Here is a 16,308-nt window from a genome sequence, read left to right on the forward strand (position 1 = left end):
AGCGGGCCTGCTGATCGTGTTGGCGGGATGCGAAACCGTAGAATACAGAAACCGTTGTGCCGAGTACGGATTCGTGCCGGGAACCGATGCTTATGCTAATTGCGTACAACGTCTTGATATGTCCGATGAACGCCGTAGAGGACGCGATTACGATCCTCCCGTGTATTCTTACGAGTAATTCCGCAGGGATGACGGATGTTTTAGCGAGGGCTGTTTCGATTAGGATGATTGCGACCTGACTTACGTCGTGTTGTTTAGAATCCTCTTTTGTTTCCTTCATGAATATTCGCATCTTCAAAACTCAATTCTAGTCGACACTGGCAGGCAACATGCGAATTCTGATCGTAGAAGATGATCGTGAGCTGGCGTCTTCGCTCAAGACCATGCTGGAAGCCGCGATCGGCGTTGCGGATGTATTCGAAACGCTTGCGGATGCCGAGGCGGCACTGCTTGCCTTCAAGTTCGATCTCGTGGTCATCGACCGCAACCTACCTGATGGTGACGGCCTGTCGCTGCTGCCGACGCTGCGGCAACTCCGCCCGAGGCCGGCAACGCTCGTTCTGACGGCATTGGACGATCCGACCGATATCGTGTCTGCGCTCGACAAGGGCGCAGACGAATATGTCGGCAAACCATTCGAGCCCATGGAGCTTATTGCACGGGCGCGCGCGGTTCTTCGTCGCTACAGCCTGGACGAGACCGGCTGCACGCAATTCGGCAATCTATCGTTTGATCTCATCAATCGATCCGCCATGATCGGTGAGAACGCGCTGAGCGTTCCGAGACGCGAACTCGCCGTTCTGGAAGCGTTGATCCGGCGGGCAGGGCGCGTCGTGCAGCGCGACAATCTTGAAGCTGCCGTCTATAATATCGAGGAGGAGATCGAGTCCAACGTGCTCGATTCCCATGTCTCGCGGCTACGCAAGCGTCTGCGCGAGGGCAATTGCAGCGCAACGATCCGGACCATTCGCGGCATCGGCTACATGCTGGTGCAAGAGTAATGAGGGGTCCGAATTCAATCGCGTTTCCGGTGGCCATTGTGCTCATCTTGGGCATGGCGCTGATGATGGTGATCAGCACCGTCCTCACCGTCGCGGTGTTCCTGTTGACGGATGGGCAGAGCAGGAAAAAAATCGCAGTCGAAAGTGTCGTCGAACTTCTCCAGGATGGTGTGAGCTACGATCACACCGGCAAGTTTGTGCTCGAGGTCGAAGGCGTAATTGCGGAAAAGATTATCAGGCTTTCCGAAGAGCAGTCCGAATTCTGGTACTTTGTCAGTGACGGAACCCAAACCATCATACACGGTGCCGTGCCGGCATCGGTCCAAGACATCATCGATACGACCTCTCCCCAGGTATTCTCCTCTGAGTTTTCTTACATGGCGGGCCAGCAGCAGTTTCTCGGGCTCCGAAAACTGAACGCGGAGGATCCACCCAAACTCGTTGTGGTCGGCGGAGTGACATTTTCGAATGCTGAAACGCTGCTCGTGGTCCTGCGCGAAATTTGGCCGCAGGGGCTTTACCATCTTCTGGGTATTGTTCTTGTTGCCACGGCCACGATCGCTGTCGTTGCTGTCAAGCGCACGATCGCAACCCCTGTAAAAAGGGTTGTCGATTCAGCCGAGCAGATCGACGGGCTTCCCAATGGTCGCCGGATATCGGATCGCGACACTCCGATAGAACTGAAGCCGATGGTTGCCGCGTTCAACACGGCGCTCGGTTGTATCGACAACGCGTTCGAAGCGCAGCGAAACTTTCTTGCCAACGCATCCCACGAATTGCGGACGCCGCTGACCAAATTGCGGTTGAAGCTCGACCTTGTTCAGGACCCGGACGTGCGGGAGGTCCTTGTTCGCGACACGGCGCGGCTTGCATCAATCGTCACGACATCGTTGCAGTTGGCGCGTTTGTCAGGCCAGGCGCTGACCTTCACCATGGTAGATCTCGCAGCCATCGCGCGCGCGGCCATTGCCGAGCATGTGCCATCCGTGATGAAGCAGGGCATGGACATCGAGTTCAAAGCAGAGGGGCGGGTCATTGTCCCCGGTTCCGAACCGGCCATTCGCCTGGCCTTACAACTTGATCATCAATGCGATGCGACACGCACGCGGAACGGAAGTGCTTGTAGTCGAGGTTCTGCAAGCCCGGATCGTGCGGGTCAGCGATGAGGGCCCAGGAATCCCGGCCGCGGAGCGCGAGAAAATGCTGAGGCCGTTTGTGCGGGGCAATACCAGCGCGAGTGAGGGAACAGGCATGGGACTGGCCATCGTTGCCCAGATTATGACGGCACACAACGGCTCCGTGGCGCTCGGAGAAGCAGCGAACGGCGGTTTGGTCGTCGATCTGGCGTTTCCGAAAACTGCGAAGGAATCCGCGTTTTCGTGATAGCCGCGCCATTGTTCCTTGAAGCCGCTCGCGCACAATCTCTTCGGCTCGCTCACTCCGCCAAATATTCGCGCAACAGCAGGCGTGCACGGTGCAGCTGCGCTTTCACTGCCTGTCGCGAAAGATCGAGAGCCGCGGCGATCTCGTCGATCGTCATCTCCTGGAGGTCGCGCATCAGAGCCACGTCGCGATAGTGCGGCGGCAGAGCCTCGAAGGCCGCTGCCAGATCAAGCCGCAACACATGTTCGGGCCGCTGCACCAGACTTGTTTCAAGTGCGTCCTCGTCTACGGCGGCGATCATGCCGGTACGTCGGGCGAGCCTCAGGCACTCCCGCCGCACCACGCTGAACAACCAGTTCGACAGGGTCGCGAGTGCCCGGATCGCGCCGACATGGCGCGACAGAAGCCAAAGCGTTTCTTGTGTCGCATCGTCGACATCGGCGGTCCGGCAGGTTGCTCGGGCATATCGGCGAATATCCGGCTGCGTCCGCTCGAGCAGCCGGACGATCGCATTGCGATCGCCGTGGCGGGCGGCTTCGAAAGTTTCAGTCGTCACCGCCTTTGTGTTCATGGCTTGATCCGATCATGGATCCCGGCAACGGCGCAGGCCGGGCAATAGCCGATGAGGCCGGTGAGGACGAAGGTGAGGGCCGATACGCCCACCAAGAGGGCGATCCACCCGCTCAGGAAACTGTATGCCATCACAGCCGCGCCAACCCCAAGGCCAATCCGCACGATCTGCTGCCCCTTACCTATATTCTTGCGAAAAAATGCCATGCAACACCTCCGGTGCAAACCGAGACCCATCGTCTCAGTCACAAGAGGCGCGGAACCCGGAAAAGGATTCGCGACGGCACGACTTTTTTCGTGACGGCGGATCCATCGGTACCAAATTTGGGCCGCTGTACTTCTGCCATGGCGCCGGCCAAGTGCTGTTCGGCCGTTGGCCGTCCCTTGACGCCGTCCGCCGAGCGTCTCCGTGCCCTCGATCCGGATTATCTCGCTTGCGAGCCATCCGGGTTCCCAACGGAGATTCCTGTTCGATGAAACGAATACTGGTGACCCTGGTTGCAATGATTGCTCCGATTGCCATGGCTGAGGCTCATGCCGAGCCGCTTTCAAGTGCCTTGGCGAAGGCCTACCACAACAACCCGACGCTCAATGCAGCGCGGGCCGGAGTGCGCGCGAGCGCGTACGACATCGACATCGCACGGTCGGCGATGCATCCGAAAATCACCTGGCGCAGCGGGATCGGGTACAATTCCAGTGCGGCGACCAATCGCGGCACGTTTGGTATCGTTCTCGATCAGACCCTCTTCGACGGCGTGCAGACGACCAACAATGTCGAGGTCAATAAGGCGCGACAGCGCGCCGCCGAGGAAAACACCCGCAACACCGAGCAGAACATCCTGTTCGAGGCGACCGAGGCATATATGGACGTGGTGCTGACGCGCCGCATCGTCGCGCTACGCAAACAGGATCTGGATTTCCTCAAGGAGCTCACGCGATCCGAGATCGCCCGCCACCAAGCAGGCGAACGGACCCGAACAAACATCGCTCAGGCCGAGGCGCGCCGCGCTGCGGCGCAGGCGGAACTGAGCCTCGCCCATGCCGAAGCCAAGCGTGCCCAAGCGACCTACAGGCAGGTCATCGGCGACGAACCGGGCAATTTAACCGGTGGAAAAGTTCCCGTGGAAATGCTGCCCGCCAACATCGATAAGGCGCTGGCGATTGCCGCCAAGCAGCATCCCGCTCTTCTGGCGAGACGGCACCTCGCCGAAGGCGCCATGTTCAATGTTGCCGTCAGCGAGGGAAAGCTCCTGCCGACCGTGAAGGGGGCGATCGGGATTGGCAGAGGTGAGCGCGTGAGCGCGATCGACGCAATGGCGTTCGACGGATCGGCGACGGAGCAAAAGGCGGGCATCGAGCTCAAGGTACCCATCTATCAGGGAGGAAAGGCGGCGGCCGAGGTACGGCGCTCGAAGGAGGACCTCGGGAAATCGAACTTCACCGTCGACGTTCAGCACGCCGAAGTTCAGTCGAAGGCGGCCTCTGCCTGGGCGCAATACCAGGGAGCGCTCGCAACCGCGTCCGCCAACCGGGCCGCCGTCAAGGCGGCAAAAATGGCCAAGGACGGCATGATGGCAGAACAAGCGATCGGCCAGCGCACGCTACTCAACGTACTGGAAGCCCAGGCCGACGTGGTGAAGGCGCAGGTGAAGCTCGCCACCGCTGAGCGGGAGACCGTCGTCGGAGGCTACCGCATCCTGTCGGCCATCGGCAGGCTCGGGGCCAAGGACCTGGGCCTCGTGGCCCGACGGGCGGATACCGAGACACGATGAGCGGACAAGCTCCCGCGCCGTGGCCCTCGCCGCGGTGGATTGCGACATGTTGCGTCTGAGGGGAAATCGGCCACCTATCCAAATGTCTCGATGCCTTCCGTCAGGTCGTACCAGGTATGTCGGCGCGAGGCCCAGAACACGGCGGCGGGCGGCGGGAAGTCCGGGTCGGCAAAGCAGCCCGCGGAGATCATCACCGCGTCCGTCAGCGCCTCCGCCTCCATGTAGACCAGCGTTCCGCATTTCGGGCAGAAGGTCTGGTCCACCCAGCGGCCGGCGTCGCTGCCGCGTCGCCACACCCGGCGTTCCCCTTCGATGCCGATGACGGACGCTCTGGAAAATCGGGCGCGATAGCCGAAGCCCGATCCCGTTGCGCGTTGGCATTCCAGACAGGCGCAGGCGTAGACACGGGCAGGGGGTCCGTTCACGGTAATCTTCAGGCCACCGCAGGCACAGCTTGCCGTTCGCTTTCCGGCGCACTCTAGGGTCTGCGGCCGTCCATTGTCTTTCAGGCGATCGCTTGTGGTCATGGCACGGACCTGGCCAGGGCCGCGCGTTCACGCGACAGATATCTTGCCGCAAACGTGCCAGGCTTCAGAAATATCCGGGCGCGCGCGGGGCCAATGCGCCCGCCGCCGGCAACACCTATATTGGTCATGAACGACAACTCCGGTTGAAAGCTGCCGTCTAATAGGAGCGGTTTTCGGAGCCTGTAAATTACGCACTTTAAAGTAAGCGGTAACTCGAAAGTAGGGAGCGGGGCGCGTGAAACGGTTGCAGCAGGACGATTGTGGCTTCGCATCGGCGCTGAACGCGATCGGCGGCAAATGGAAGACCCTGATATTGTGGGAGGTCAACATCGAACCGCGTCGCTTCGGCGAATTGCGACGTCTTCTGCCGGGGATCAGCGAAAAGGTCCTGGCACAACAACTTCGCGAAATGGAAGCCGATCGTCTGGTTCGCCGCGAGGTTTTTCCGGCCGCCGTTCAAAGGGTCGAGTATTCGGTGACGGAGTTCGGCAAGACCCTGAACGAGGCGGTCACGGTCCTGTCGACTTGGGGCAAGGAACATCAGGCAAGGCTTGCCGCGAAGGGCGAAGGATGTGGCGCCGATCCCGGCCGAAACTGAAACTGCAGTCCTTGGGTGATGGGGAATGGCTGGCATTCGCTCCAGGAGTGATGGCGCAGCGAGACGGGGTGTTCAGCCGTATGCGGCGGCCGGATATGTTTTGGCCGCCGCCGCAATCCTAATGTGAGCCTGGGTGCTAGAAGCCTCAGGCCTTTATGTCGGACAAGCTACGAGTCGTAATGCTCGGGCATTTCCTTGAGTTGATCCTTGGTCCACGTCGTCACGGCGTGGACGTCGCCGTCTTCGTCACGCATGAAATCGAGATCGGCAAGCGGCACGGCAACGGGTTTTGCGCCGATGCCCAAAAACCCGCCGACGTCGATGACGACGGTGCTCGCTGTGCCGACGCCGTGGACGTGGTCGACCGTGCCGACCTTATCGTCGTCCGCTCCGTAAACCGTTGCCCCTTCCAAAATCGCCGGTGTCAGTTCCGTGGCTGCAAGGCGTACGTGACCAGTGTGATCCATCTTCGTTGCTCCTTTGACTTCACAGTGGGAGAACCGACTTGAGAGCAAACGGTTCCATCACCGTGTCACAGGTTCAAGCACGGGCAGGAGTTTCCAGAAGGGCTGCGAATGTCGCGTCATCGCCGTGCCGGCGGGGGGCCAACGGAGTTGCGGATGACGAGGTCAGGCCGCAGCAGGATTTCGGTTTCGGAGGGCGCGCGGTCTGAAAGCAACTCCAAAAGCAGCGCCATCGCGTGTTTGCCGATGGCGGTTCGAGGCTGGCGGATGGTCGTCAGCGAAGGCGTCATGAAACTCGCCTGCGGGACATCATCGAAGCCGGTGACGGAAAAATCGTCAGGGATGTCGTAGCCGCGGGCGCGCAGGCCAAGCGTCACGCCAAGCGCGGTCTGGTCGTTGACGCACATGAAGGCGGTCGGCAGGTCGTCACGCATGAAGAGTTGTTCGAGCGCCAGCCTGCCGCTTTCCACCGTGCCGTCGCCTTCCATGATCAGACGGCGATTGATGGCAATATCGGCCGCTGCAAGCCCCGCTTCATATCCCTGTCGCCGGCGACCATAGGCAAGGCGGGTGTTGGAATCGCCGATGAAGGCGATGCGCCGGTGCCCTTCGGAAATCAGGAGATCGACGACTTTGCGAGCGCCCTCGACGTCATCGACCCCGACATAGGGGATGCCGCCGTTAAAGACCGGCTCGAAAACGCCGACGGTCGGCGGCAGCCGCGCCGTTAGCGTCTGATGGCCGAAGGGAAGGATGCCCGTAAACAGGATCATGCCCGCCGCCTGGTTGGAATTGAAGAACTTCAAATATTCCAGGCCACGCTGGGCGTCGTTCTGCGTATGGCCGATCAGGACGCCGTAACCATGCGCGCGCGCTTCGTTTTCGAGACCCACCAGAATGCTGGAAAAGTTCGGATCACCGATATCCGGTGCGACAACGAGGATCATGTTCGACCGCCCGAGCCGCAGGCTGCGCGCCATCGCATTGGGCGTGTAGCCGGTAATCGCGATCGCCTGGTTGACCTTGAGGCGCGTCGATTTGGCTACCTTTTCCGGCATGTGAATGGCCCGCGATACGGTCGCGATCGACACTTCGGCGATCCGTGCGACGTCTTCAATGGTTGCGGGCTGGGAATTGGACACACTTGGCCTCGGGATTTGCTGCGAGGACGTTACACAGGTTCGCCCGACGGTCAAACGAAGAAGCCAAAAAAATTGTCGGGCAAGTTTGATGTAAACCTTTACATCGGCGAGTGTAAAGGTTTACATCATTGAAATAGCGGTGGAGGCCGCAGGGAGGGGATAATGACCACGGAGCATGTCGACGGGGCTCCCGTCGTGCTGTCGGCGCGCCGCATCAGCAAATCGTTCAGCGGCGTGCAGGTCCTGTTCAGCGTCGATTTCGAGCTTCGCCAGGGCGAAATCCATGCGCTCATGGGCGAGAACGGGGCTGGAAAATCCACGCTGGTGAAGATCCTGTCGGGCTTCGAGCAGCCGACATCGGGCGAGATCCTGCTTGACGGGAAGTCGACGAAGCTGCCGGCCAATGGCGCTGCGGAAGCGCTCGGCATCGTCATCATCCACCAGGAATTCAATCTTGCCGAACATCTGACCGTTACCGAGAGCCTGTTTCTCGGCCGCGAGGTAACCCGTTTCGGCGTGCTCGACCGCAAGTTCATGCGCGCCGAGACCCGTCGTGTGCTCGATCTCCTCGGTTCGCATGTCGATGAGAGCGCGATGATCGGATCGCTCTCGATTGCCGAAAAGCAGATGGTCGAGATCGCCAAGGCCATCAGCCGCGATGCGTGCGTCGTGTTCATGGACGAGCCGACGGCTGTGCTGTCGCGCGAGGAGACGAACTTCCTGTTCCGGCTGGTGCGCAAGCTGCGCGACAAGGGAACGAGCTTCGTCTTCGTGTCGCACAAGCTCGACGAGGTGATGGAACTGACCGACCGCGTGACGGTGCTGCGCGACGGCCAGTGGATCAAGACGTCGCCGACCTCCATTCTCGACGGCGAGGCGATCGCCCAGCTGATGGTCGGGCGCGAGCTGTCGAGCCTTTATCCCGCAAAGAACGAGCCGGATGTCGACGAAGACGTGGTTCTGCGCGTCGATGCGGTATCGACCGGCTATGTCCGCGACGCGAGCTTCGAGGTGCGCCGCGGCGAAGTCCTCGGCTTTTCCGGCATGATCGGCTCAGGCCGGACGGAGCTGATGGAGGCGATCGTCGGCTTGCGCGCGCGCACGGCCGGCGAGGTGCTGGTGCGTGGCGAGCCGGTGCCATCCGGCGACGTGCATGCGGCCAACAAGGCTGGCCTTGCCTATATGACCAAGGACCGCAAGGCCAAGGGGCTCCTGCTCAATGCCGGCATGATGGCGAACCTGACGCTGCAATCGCTCGGCCGCCACAGCCGCCTCGGCTATCTCGATCCCGGCAGCGAAGAGGCGGCCCTGGTCAAGGCGCGGCGTCGCTTCGACATTCGCGTGCGGGACGACAGGATCGTAGCCGGGCGCATGTCCGGCGGCAATCAGCAGAAGCTGCTTCTCGCCAAGGTCATGGAAACCGACCCCAGCATCATCATCATCGATGAGCCGACGCGGGGCATCGACGTCGGCACCAAGCAGCAGATCTATCACTTCATTTCGGCGCTCGCCCGGGATGGCCGCTCGATCATCGTCGTCTCCTCCGAGATGCCGGAGATCATTGGCCTTTGCAGTCGCGTCGCGGTCATGCGGGAAGGCCATATCGCCGGCATTCTCGAAGGCGACGAGATCTCCGAACAGGAGATCATGCGTTACGCCGCAGGCCTGAAGAAAAAGACGGCGGCTTGAGCCGCACCAGCGGCGCGGCCGACGGCAACAACAACAAGATTCCCGACAGATGGGGGAGGTTCGATTGGACATGAGCGTGAACCAGGAAGGCAGCCAGGAAGCCATCCGCCGCCGCAGCTGGCGTGACATTGATCTGAGGGCAGTGGCGCCATTCGTTGCGCTGGCGTTGCTTCTCTTGGTCGGCGCGCTGGTCAATCCCAATTTCATCAGCATCACCAACCTCGCCAATGTCGCCACCCGAAGCGCCTTCATTGCGATCATCGCGGTTGGCGCGACCTTCGTGATTTCGTCCGGAGATCTCGACCTCTCCGTGGGCGCCATGGTCGCGTTCATCGCCAGCCTGATGATCCTGTTCATGAACTCCGGCGTCATTGCCGATCCGGTTCTCATGCTTCTGGCGGCAATCCTCTTTGCCATCGTCGCCGGTGCGCTTTGCGGCCTCACCAACGGCCTGATCACCACCGTCGGCAAGATCGAGCCCTTCATCGCGACACTCGGCACCATGGGCATCTATCGCGGGCTGACGACCTGGCTCTCGCAGGGCGGAGCGATCACGCTCAAGGAGCCTGAGCTGCAGGAAATGTACCGGCCAGCCTATTTCGGCACGATCGCCGGCGTGCCGGTTCCGATCGTCGTCATCCTTGCGGTGACTGCTGTTGCTGCCTTTGTCCTCTACCGCACGCGCTACGGTCGCCACGTCGTTGCTGTCGGTTCCAACCGCGACGTTGCCCGCTATTCGGGCATCTCCGTCAATCGCGTGCGCACCATCGCCTTCGTCATTCAAGGGCTCTGCGTTGCGGTCGCTGTTCTCCTCTATGTGCCGCGCCTCGGCTCGACCTCGGCCACGACGGGCATTTTGTGGGAGCTGCAGGCGATCACCGCCGTCGTCGTCGGCGGCACGGCGCTGAAGGGCGGCGCAGGGCGCGTCTGGGGCACGATCTGCGGCGCGTTCATCCTCGAGTTGGTCGGCAACATCATGCTGCTCTCCAACTTCATCAGCGAATATCTGATCGGTGCCATCCAGGGCGCGATCATCATCATTGCGATGCTCGTCCAGCGTTCGCTGGTGCGGAAGTCGTGAGACGGCCGGGCCTACAGGTCTCCCGGCCTTGAACAGGCTGACCTGAAATTTGGGAGGAACTTAATGCACAAGAAGCTATTCGGCCTGACCCTTGCCGCGATGACCGCCTTTGCCGGCGTGTCTCACGCGCAAGAGGAAAAGAAAGTAACCATCGGCGTCTCGATCCCGGCGGCCGACCATGGCTGGACGGCCGGCGTCGTGTTCCATGCCGAACGGGTCGCCAAGATCCTGATGGAGCGTAATCCCGGCCTGAACGTCATCGTCAAGACCTCACCCGATCCGGCAAGCCAGGCCAACGCCGTGCAGGATCTTGAGACGCAAGGCATCGACGCGCTCGTCATCCTGCCGACCGATCCGGATCCACTGGTCAACGCCATCAAGGAAGTGAAGGGCAAGGGGACCTTCGTCGCTCTCGTCGACCGTGCCCCGAGTGTCAACGACAACTCGGTGCGTGACCTCTACGTTGCCGGCAACAATCCGGCGCTTGGCCAGGTCGCTGGCGAGTACATCAAGGCAACGACGCCGGAAGCTGAAGTCGTCGTCATCCGCGGCCTGCCGATCCCGATCGACCAGCAGCGCCAGGACGGCTTCGACAAGGGTATCGAAGGCTCGAAGGTCAAGGTTCTCGACCGCCAGTACGGCAACTGGAACCGCGACGATGCCTTCAAGGTCATGCAGGACTACCTGACCAAGTACCCGAAGATCGATGTTGTCTGGTGCCAGGACGACGACATGGCCGTCGGCGTGCTGCAGGCGATCGAGCAGGCCAAGCGCACCGACATCCAGTATGTCGTCGCCGGCGCAGGCTCGAAGGAAATGATCAAGAAGGTCATGGACGGCGACAAGATGATCCCGGTCGACGTGCTCTATCCGCCGGCAATGGTCGGCACGGCGCTCGAAATGACCGTCGCCAACTTCTACGGCCAGGTTCCGGTGCGCGGCGTCTACACGATCGATGCAACGCTCGTGACCAAGGACAATGCGAAGGACTTCTACTTCCCGGATTCGCCGTTCTGATTAAGCTTTGATGTGATGACGGCCCGCGATTTGTGGGCCGTCATCAGGCTCGGCGAGGCTGAGAATACTGCCCCGCGGCCGGCCATCTTGCCGGCCTTTCAATTGCATTAGCATGCTGTTGAATCTCACTATGAATCGTCATAAAACCGTCACATAGCCGCCTGACCTTCCCTTGGCTTCCAGTCAGTTCAACATGAGAGCGATGATGCAAACACCCGCTGTGTCACGTCTGTCATCTGACGCGATAGCCGCTTCCGACGCAGAGCCGGTCGTCGTCGACCAGGCTGGTGCGATCTGCATTCGCAAGGAAAGCGGCGGGGACCGGTTCGAGGTGCTGCTCATTTGCGGCCGCACCACCGGGCTCTGGGGCATTCCCAAGGGGCACCTGGAGTATGGTGAAGACACCCCTGGCGCTGCCGTCCGGGAAGCGTTCGAAGAGGCCGGTGTTATCGGAACGGCGTTAAACGACGAAATCGGCGGCTACACCTACAGCAAGGTCGGCAAGACCGCCGTCTATCACGTCCAGGTTCACCTGATCGCCGTTGTGTCCATGGCGCCCGACTTTCCGGAAAAGGGCGCGCGCGCGATGCGCTGGGTGCCGGCATCCCTCGCGGCGTCGCTTGTCGGGCAGCCTGGCCTTAAAACGCTTCTCACCGAACGGCTGGGCGGGCTTGGAAACGATAGTCTCGCGAGTTGCGCCGATTAGTCACGTCCCTAAAGCCGGTCCCGCCTGCGACGCAGCTCGGCGGCGATCATGGCCTCGTCGCGCCGAAGACTGAGGTGTTGCGCGGCCGCCATGCCATCCTTCCACACCGACATTGCGCCGGCCTCCTTGCCCTCCAGCCAGAGCGATACGCCCGACCACAGCGCGAGTTGAGGCACGCCGATCGGAAAGGCTCGGGCATAACGTTTGAGTTCGCGTAGCGCTTGGGCCTCCCAGCGCGGCCATTCGTCGTAAGCGTGTGCGAGGCCGGCCTCGCGGCCCCGCAGGAAAACCTCGGCGGCGCCGGAGATGCCAACCAAAGTGCTGTGGGACGAAGGCCGGCGCATCAATTTGACCAGTTGCAAGGTTTCGGCGGCCGCCTGGACACTCTCCGCATGCCGCCCCGTGCGCGCGAGCGCCAGCGCCAGCGCACCCTTCGCCGAGATCTGCGCGGCCAGATCGACCGACCCGAGCATCGCCGAGCCGATCAGCCGGAGAATGTCGACGGCCTCGCGCGGCTGATCCGTGTGAAGCACGCACAACGCCTTGCACCGCAACGCCCAGATTTCCTGCTGGATATTGCCGGCATTCTGCGCGCGCGAGAGCAGGGCGGTCGCCGTTGGTTCGAGCGCGGCCTGCTCGCCACGGTAATAGAGCGACCAGAAGCGCATGCCCTGGGCATTGCACCACCGCAATTGGTCGCCGGCTCGAAGGCAGAACTGCTGGCCCTGTTCCAGCCTTGCGTCCACCCCCGCCCATTCTCCGCGCCCGAGCTGCCAGAGCGCGTCGAGATTGCAGACATGCGCATGGATCGCGGTGTCTGAAAGCTCGGTCGCGATCCGCTCCGCCCTTTCCATGAAATAGCGGCACCCGGAGCGCCAGCCCATCATCCCGAAGCCGCAGCCGAGCTGCGAGGCGGCGACGGCCATTTCGATCGTCCGTCCGGTCCGTTCGGCGCGCGCCACCGCGCCAACGAGATTGCACATTCCACGGGTGAAGCGCAGCTCGAAGTAGTCAACCAGCGCTGCCTGGTTCAGGCACCGCGCCATTTCCCTCTCCCAGGACAGCCGGTCCTCGCGGCGGGCAAGCTTCGCTGTTTCCGGCAGCATCTGCTGCGCCGCAAGCCGCAAGCTGCGCGCGGCAAGCCGTACCAGCGTCGCAGACGAAGAGACGGGAACCGGTTGGCCGGCCGCTTTCAGCGCATTCCTGACGGCAATGCCCTGCGCGTGAATGTCGCCGCGACTGTAGTGCGCTTCGGCAAGTTTGCGCCGCCAGCGAACCGCCTGCAGTCGCTGTTCGGGCGTCCGGTCCTGCGGCTTCGGCTCGTGCGCCATGCAAATGCCGAGAAAGAACTCGACCTCGCGGAAGGCGCCGACCTGCAAAGCCCTCGCGGCCGCCAGGTCCGCGTATTTCACGACCTTCTCCTTGTTGTCCGCCGCCTCGAAATGCTGAACGAGAACCGCCAGATCTCCACCCATTGCTTCAATGCGGCTGCGCTCCAGCCAGTGGGCGAGCGATGCGTGGAGGCGGCTGCGCAGGTCGCCCGGCATCGATCCGTAGACCACATCGCGCGTCTGGTCGTGACGGAATTCGTAGCTTCCGGCTTGGCCGAGCCGGCGCACCAGATGGGCATCGACCAGCCTTTCGACGGCGGAGCCGAGCCCTTCCGCATTCAGCTCTTCTTTCAGCAATGCCTCCAGCTCGGCAAAGGTGAACGAGCGTCCGATGACGGCCGCCGCTTTGATCACGTCCTGCGATGTCGAATCGAGGCGATCCACTCGCTCTCGGATAACGCGCTCGACTCCCTCGAAATACTGGAGGTCCTCAAGGGGGCGGATCGAGCGCCAGAGGCCATCGCGCACGGCGATCAAGCCTTCGCTCTTCAGCGTCAGCGCGATCTCCTCGGCAAAGAACGGATTGCCTCCGGCAAGGGCAGCGACCCTGCGCGCGAGTTCCTGTTGTGGCGGAACCTCGCCAAGGGTGCGCGAAACGAGTTCGCAAACAGTGCCGTCGTCGAGCTCTTCGAGTTCGAGGATGCGGTAGCGCCGGGCCGGCTCCTCTGTCTCGGTCCCGGCTTCGCCTGCCGCCTCGACCCGTCGTCGCAATTGCTTCAGATCCTCGGGCACCTCTTCGGAGCGCACGCAGAGCACGAGCAGCAGCGAAGGCACAGAACCGAGCACCCATTCGACCAGCCGCCAGGAGGCGGAATCCAGCCACTGGCTGTCTTCGAGTACGAGGGCGAACGGCCGTGGCGCCAAGACGCCGAGGATATCGCCGAGGAGGCGCATGGTCGCATCGGCGCGGTGGGCACCTTCCAGGTGGCGCGTTCCCTCGTTCTGCTCAATCTCGATCGCCAGCAGGTCGTTAAGAAGGGGCAGGCGGTCTGCGATCCACGGCGCCGTGCGGATGCGCGCGGTAATGCTTTCGAGCAGGACGAGGCCATCGCTTTCGACGGGCAATCCCAAAAGCGTTTCAAGAACGCGTCGCCAGGCCAGAAGCGAGCTTCGCCGGTCGTCCCGTTCGGCGAGCGTCACGGCAATCGCCACTCCCGCGGCGTGAAGATTGTCGGTAAAGGTGGCAGCCAGCCTGCTCTTGCCGATGCCGGGTTCGCCCAGGATGACGACAAGACGGCTCGAACCGCCGCGCGTCTCCTCGAAAGCATGCTGCAGGAAAGCAAGTTCCCGCTCTCGGCCAATCAGCGTTGCCGCAGACAGGGCCCGCGACTTCGGCTCAAGAGGCCGAAAGACGGGCGCCACGTCGCCAAGTCCCGCCAGCTGGACGGTTCCGCGTTGCTCGAAATCGAAGGACGCCCGGCTTGCCCTTTCGGTCGGCGCATCGCACAGCACATCATTGGAGACGGTCGTGACGAGGCGCACGGCGCGATTGACCGGCGTGCCGAGAACCATCAGCTGTCGGCGGCGCGTGCTGCCGACGACTCGAAACAGGGCTTCGCCCGTCGCCACGCCGACCGAGACGGCAAGCCCCATCTCCGTGATATGGCGACCGATGGCGCGGGCGGCATCCACGGCGCGGGCCGGGTCGTCGCGGTGAAACGTCCCGCGTGTCCCGAAAGCGCAAAGGTAAACGAGCCCCTTGTCGTCGAAGAGGAGTTCGCCCGGAGGACCGCCGTAGCGGTGCGAAATCGCCTGAAGCGTTGCGCAGAGGTTCTGGTGTCGGACGAGCGCTTGGGCATCTTGATGTTGCAGACCGATTATCCGGACGAAAATGACGGACACTGGTCTGATCTCCGCAAGCGTGTCCAGCCGTGCATCGCGATGGACATTGCCTTCGGCTAAGGCGTTGGGGGATGCGGGTTCGATGCCCATCATCGTCGGCGAGGGGCCAAGCAACTCCTGAAGCTGCATCGGCAGGAATGCGACGAGCCATTCGTGCGCGATGTGCGGATGCGCTGGAGCGGCGACGGGCGCGCGCGCATTTGCCTCGCCATCGGTCAGGACATTTGCCGCCTCTGGTGACAGAACGACTTCCCAGCGATGGGCAAGTGTCTGCGCACTTGCGGCCTGAACGACGGCATCGCCCCCAGCCACAAGGTTCCAGACCGGCTGGCCGCCGATGGCGGCCGCCCAGAGCTGCCCGGCGCCGATGCCGATATGTAGGGTAGGTCCGATTTCGCCTGCACCCGGATTTCGCTGCTCGCGGCTCTCCTTGCAGATCGCTTCGGCGCACTCGGCCGCACTCTTGACCGCGCGCGCCAGACCCGTTTCGTCGGCGGGCCAATAGGCCAGTAGCGAGTCACCCGCAAAGAGGAGGACTTCGCCGCCCCGGTCGCAGACATGGTCGGCGCAACGCGCGTAGGAAATACTGAGCAGCTTCGGGATCTGCACCAGCCCTTCCTTGCCGCGCCGCGCCAGTTGCTCGACGAGGGCCGTATAGCGCGAGACGTCGACAAAGATCACGGCGGCCGGAAACTCTACCGCCGACGGCCGCTCTCCGTGAGAGCCGTGAAGCCGGCCAAGCAAGTTCAGCGGCAAAAACCCTTCGAGCGATTTTGCGATCGTCTCCATGTTTCCTTCGCGCGGTGATTGATCACGAAATGCGCGAAACAGGGGCCATCTTCGCGCAGAAGTGCATTTATCCCTCGCCGATTTGCTGACTCTCGCATATTATTTAGCAATCGCTAAGAGGGCTAGCCGACTTCGATCGATCGGCTTTGGCGGAAACCGCACACGTTTCGGATTTTTGCATTCTTCCCGGATGTCGATGCCCCCTGTTGGGGATCACCGAAAGACATGAGCCATCGCGGCTCGCACACCGAGTTCAGGCGTCAGACGCATCTTATGGAGAGCGTTATGTCCGATTGGAGCTACGGATACCCGCACCGTGCCCGAGACCGACGTCCC

General features: G+C 62.0%; 15 protein-coding genes. 9 read left to right on the top strand and 6 right to left on the bottom strand.

Features of this window, described 5'->3' with window-relative positions:
• The first annotated feature begins 329 nt into the window (after nt 1-329).
• Genes IB277_RS35550 through IB277_RS35560 form a run of 3 tightly spaced genes read left to right on the top strand, consistent with a single transcriptional unit; the run spans nt 330 to nt 2,384 of the window.
• Nucleotides 330-1,001, top strand: a complete 672-nt coding sequence (locus tag IB277_RS35550) for a response regulator transcription factor (RefSeq protein ID WP_192373044.1) — start codon at nt 330-332, stop codon at nt 999-1,001.
• Between the two features lie 29 nt (nt 1,002-1,030).
• On the top strand, nt 1,031-2,167 hold the full coding sequence (locus IB277_RS39070; protein ID WP_192373045.1) for a HAMP domain-containing sensor histidine kinase: 1,137 nt from the start codon (nt 1,031-1,033) through the stop codon (nt 2,165-2,167).
• Nucleotides 2,094-2,384 (top strand): ATP-binding protein, encoded by a 291-nt coding sequence (locus IB277_RS35560; protein ID WP_246713282.1) that lies wholly within the window; start codon nt 2,094-2,096, stop codon nt 2,382-2,384. The genes IB277_RS39070 and IB277_RS35560 overlap by 74 nt, the downstream gene beginning before the upstream one ends.
• Before the next feature lie 52 nt (nt 2,385-2,436).
• Here the strand turns inward: IB277_RS35560 and IB277_RS35565 are convergent, their stop codons facing one another.
• Entirely contained in the window at nt 2,437-2,955 is a 519-nt protein-coding gene (locus IB277_RS35565; RefSeq protein WP_192373046.1) for an RNA polymerase sigma factor, read from the bottom strand.
• Nucleotides 2,952-3,161, bottom strand: coding sequence for a DUF2892 domain-containing protein (locus tag IB277_RS35570; protein WP_034798134.1), 210 nt, complete (start codon nt 3,159-3,161; stop codon nt 2,952-2,954). The genes IB277_RS35565 and IB277_RS35570 overlap by 4 nt, the downstream gene beginning before the upstream one ends.
• A 314-nt stretch (nt 3,162-3,475) precedes the next feature.
• Here IB277_RS35570 and IB277_RS35575 point away from each other — a divergent pair, with 314 nt between their 5' ends.
• Entirely contained in the window at nt 3,476-4,726 is a 1,251-nt protein-coding gene (locus IB277_RS35575; protein ID WP_256436370.1) for a TolC family outer membrane protein, read from the top strand.
• Nucleotides 4,727-4,800: 74 nt separating this feature from the next.
• On the opposite strand, the gene IB277_RS35580 is transcribed toward IB277_RS35575, so the two are convergent.
• On the bottom strand, nt 4,801-5,151 hold the full coding sequence (locus IB277_RS35580; protein WP_034798240.1) for a GFA family protein: 351 nt from the start codon (nt 5,149-5,151) through the stop codon (nt 4,801-4,803).
• 337 nt (nt 5,152-5,488) lie between these two features.
• Between IB277_RS35580 and IB277_RS35585 the strand changes: the two genes are divergently transcribed.
• Complete coding sequence (locus IB277_RS35585) at nt 5,489-5,851, top strand: helix-turn-helix domain-containing protein (RefSeq protein WP_034798136.1); 363 nt, start codon at nt 5,489-5,491, stop codon at nt 5,849-5,851.
• Nucleotides 5,852-6,018: 167 nt separating this feature from the next.
• On the opposite strand, the gene IB277_RS35590 is transcribed toward IB277_RS35585, so the two are convergent.
• Both IB277_RS35590 and IB277_RS35595 read right to left on the bottom strand, forming a co-directional pair.
• Complete coding sequence (locus tag IB277_RS35590) at nt 6,019-6,318, bottom strand: PRC-barrel domain-containing protein (protein WP_034798138.1); 300 nt, start codon at nt 6,316-6,318, stop codon at nt 6,019-6,021.
• 116 nt (nt 6,319-6,434) lie between these two features.
• Nucleotides 6,435-7,457, bottom strand: a complete 1,023-nt coding sequence (locus IB277_RS35595; protein ID WP_060530505.1) for a LacI family DNA-binding transcriptional regulator — start codon at nt 7,455-7,457, stop codon at nt 6,435-6,437.
• 162 nt (nt 7,458-7,619) lie between these two features.
• On the opposite strand from IB277_RS35595, the gene IB277_RS35600 reads away from it, so the two are divergent.
• The 4 genes from IB277_RS35600 (at nt 7,620) to IB277_RS35615 (ending at nt 11,950) form a co-directional block, all read left to right on the top strand.
• Nucleotides 7,620-9,146 carry a sugar ABC transporter ATP-binding protein gene (locus IB277_RS35600; RefSeq protein ID WP_192373048.1) on the top strand — a complete coding sequence of 509 codons (1,527 nt, stop codon included), beginning with the start codon at nt 7,620-7,622 and terminating at the stop codon, nt 9,144-9,146.
• Nucleotides 9,147-9,216: 70 nt separating this feature from the next.
• Nucleotides 9,217-10,227 carry an ABC transporter permease gene (locus IB277_RS35605; protein ID WP_034798144.1) on the top strand — a complete coding sequence of 337 codons (1,011 nt, stop codon included), beginning with the start codon at nt 9,217-9,219 and terminating at the stop codon, nt 10,225-10,227.
• Nucleotides 10,228-10,290: 63 nt separating this feature from the next.
• Nucleotides 10,291-11,244, top strand: coding sequence for a substrate-binding domain-containing protein (locus IB277_RS35610; RefSeq protein ID WP_034798145.1), 954 nt, complete (start codon nt 10,291-10,293; stop codon nt 11,242-11,244).
• 205 nt (nt 11,245-11,449) lie between these two features.
• On the top strand, nt 11,450-11,950 hold the full coding sequence (locus tag IB277_RS35615; protein ID WP_060530503.1) for an NUDIX hydrolase: 501 nt from the start codon (nt 11,450-11,452) through the stop codon (nt 11,948-11,950).
• Nucleotides 11,951-11,958: 8 nt separating this feature from the next.
• Here the strand turns inward: IB277_RS35615 and IB277_RS35620 are convergent, their stop codons facing one another.
• Complete coding sequence (locus tag IB277_RS35620; RefSeq protein ID WP_192373049.1) at nt 11,959-15,972, bottom strand: AAA family ATPase; 4,014 nt, start codon at nt 15,970-15,972, stop codon at nt 11,959-11,961.
• Between the last annotated feature and the right edge of the window lie 336 nt (nt 15,973-16,308).

The sequence above is a fragment of the Ensifer sp. ENS07 genome, assembly GCF_014852185.1.
Taxonomy (GTDB): domain Bacteria; phylum Pseudomonadota; class Alphaproteobacteria; order Rhizobiales; family Rhizobiaceae; genus Ensifer; species Ensifer adhaerens.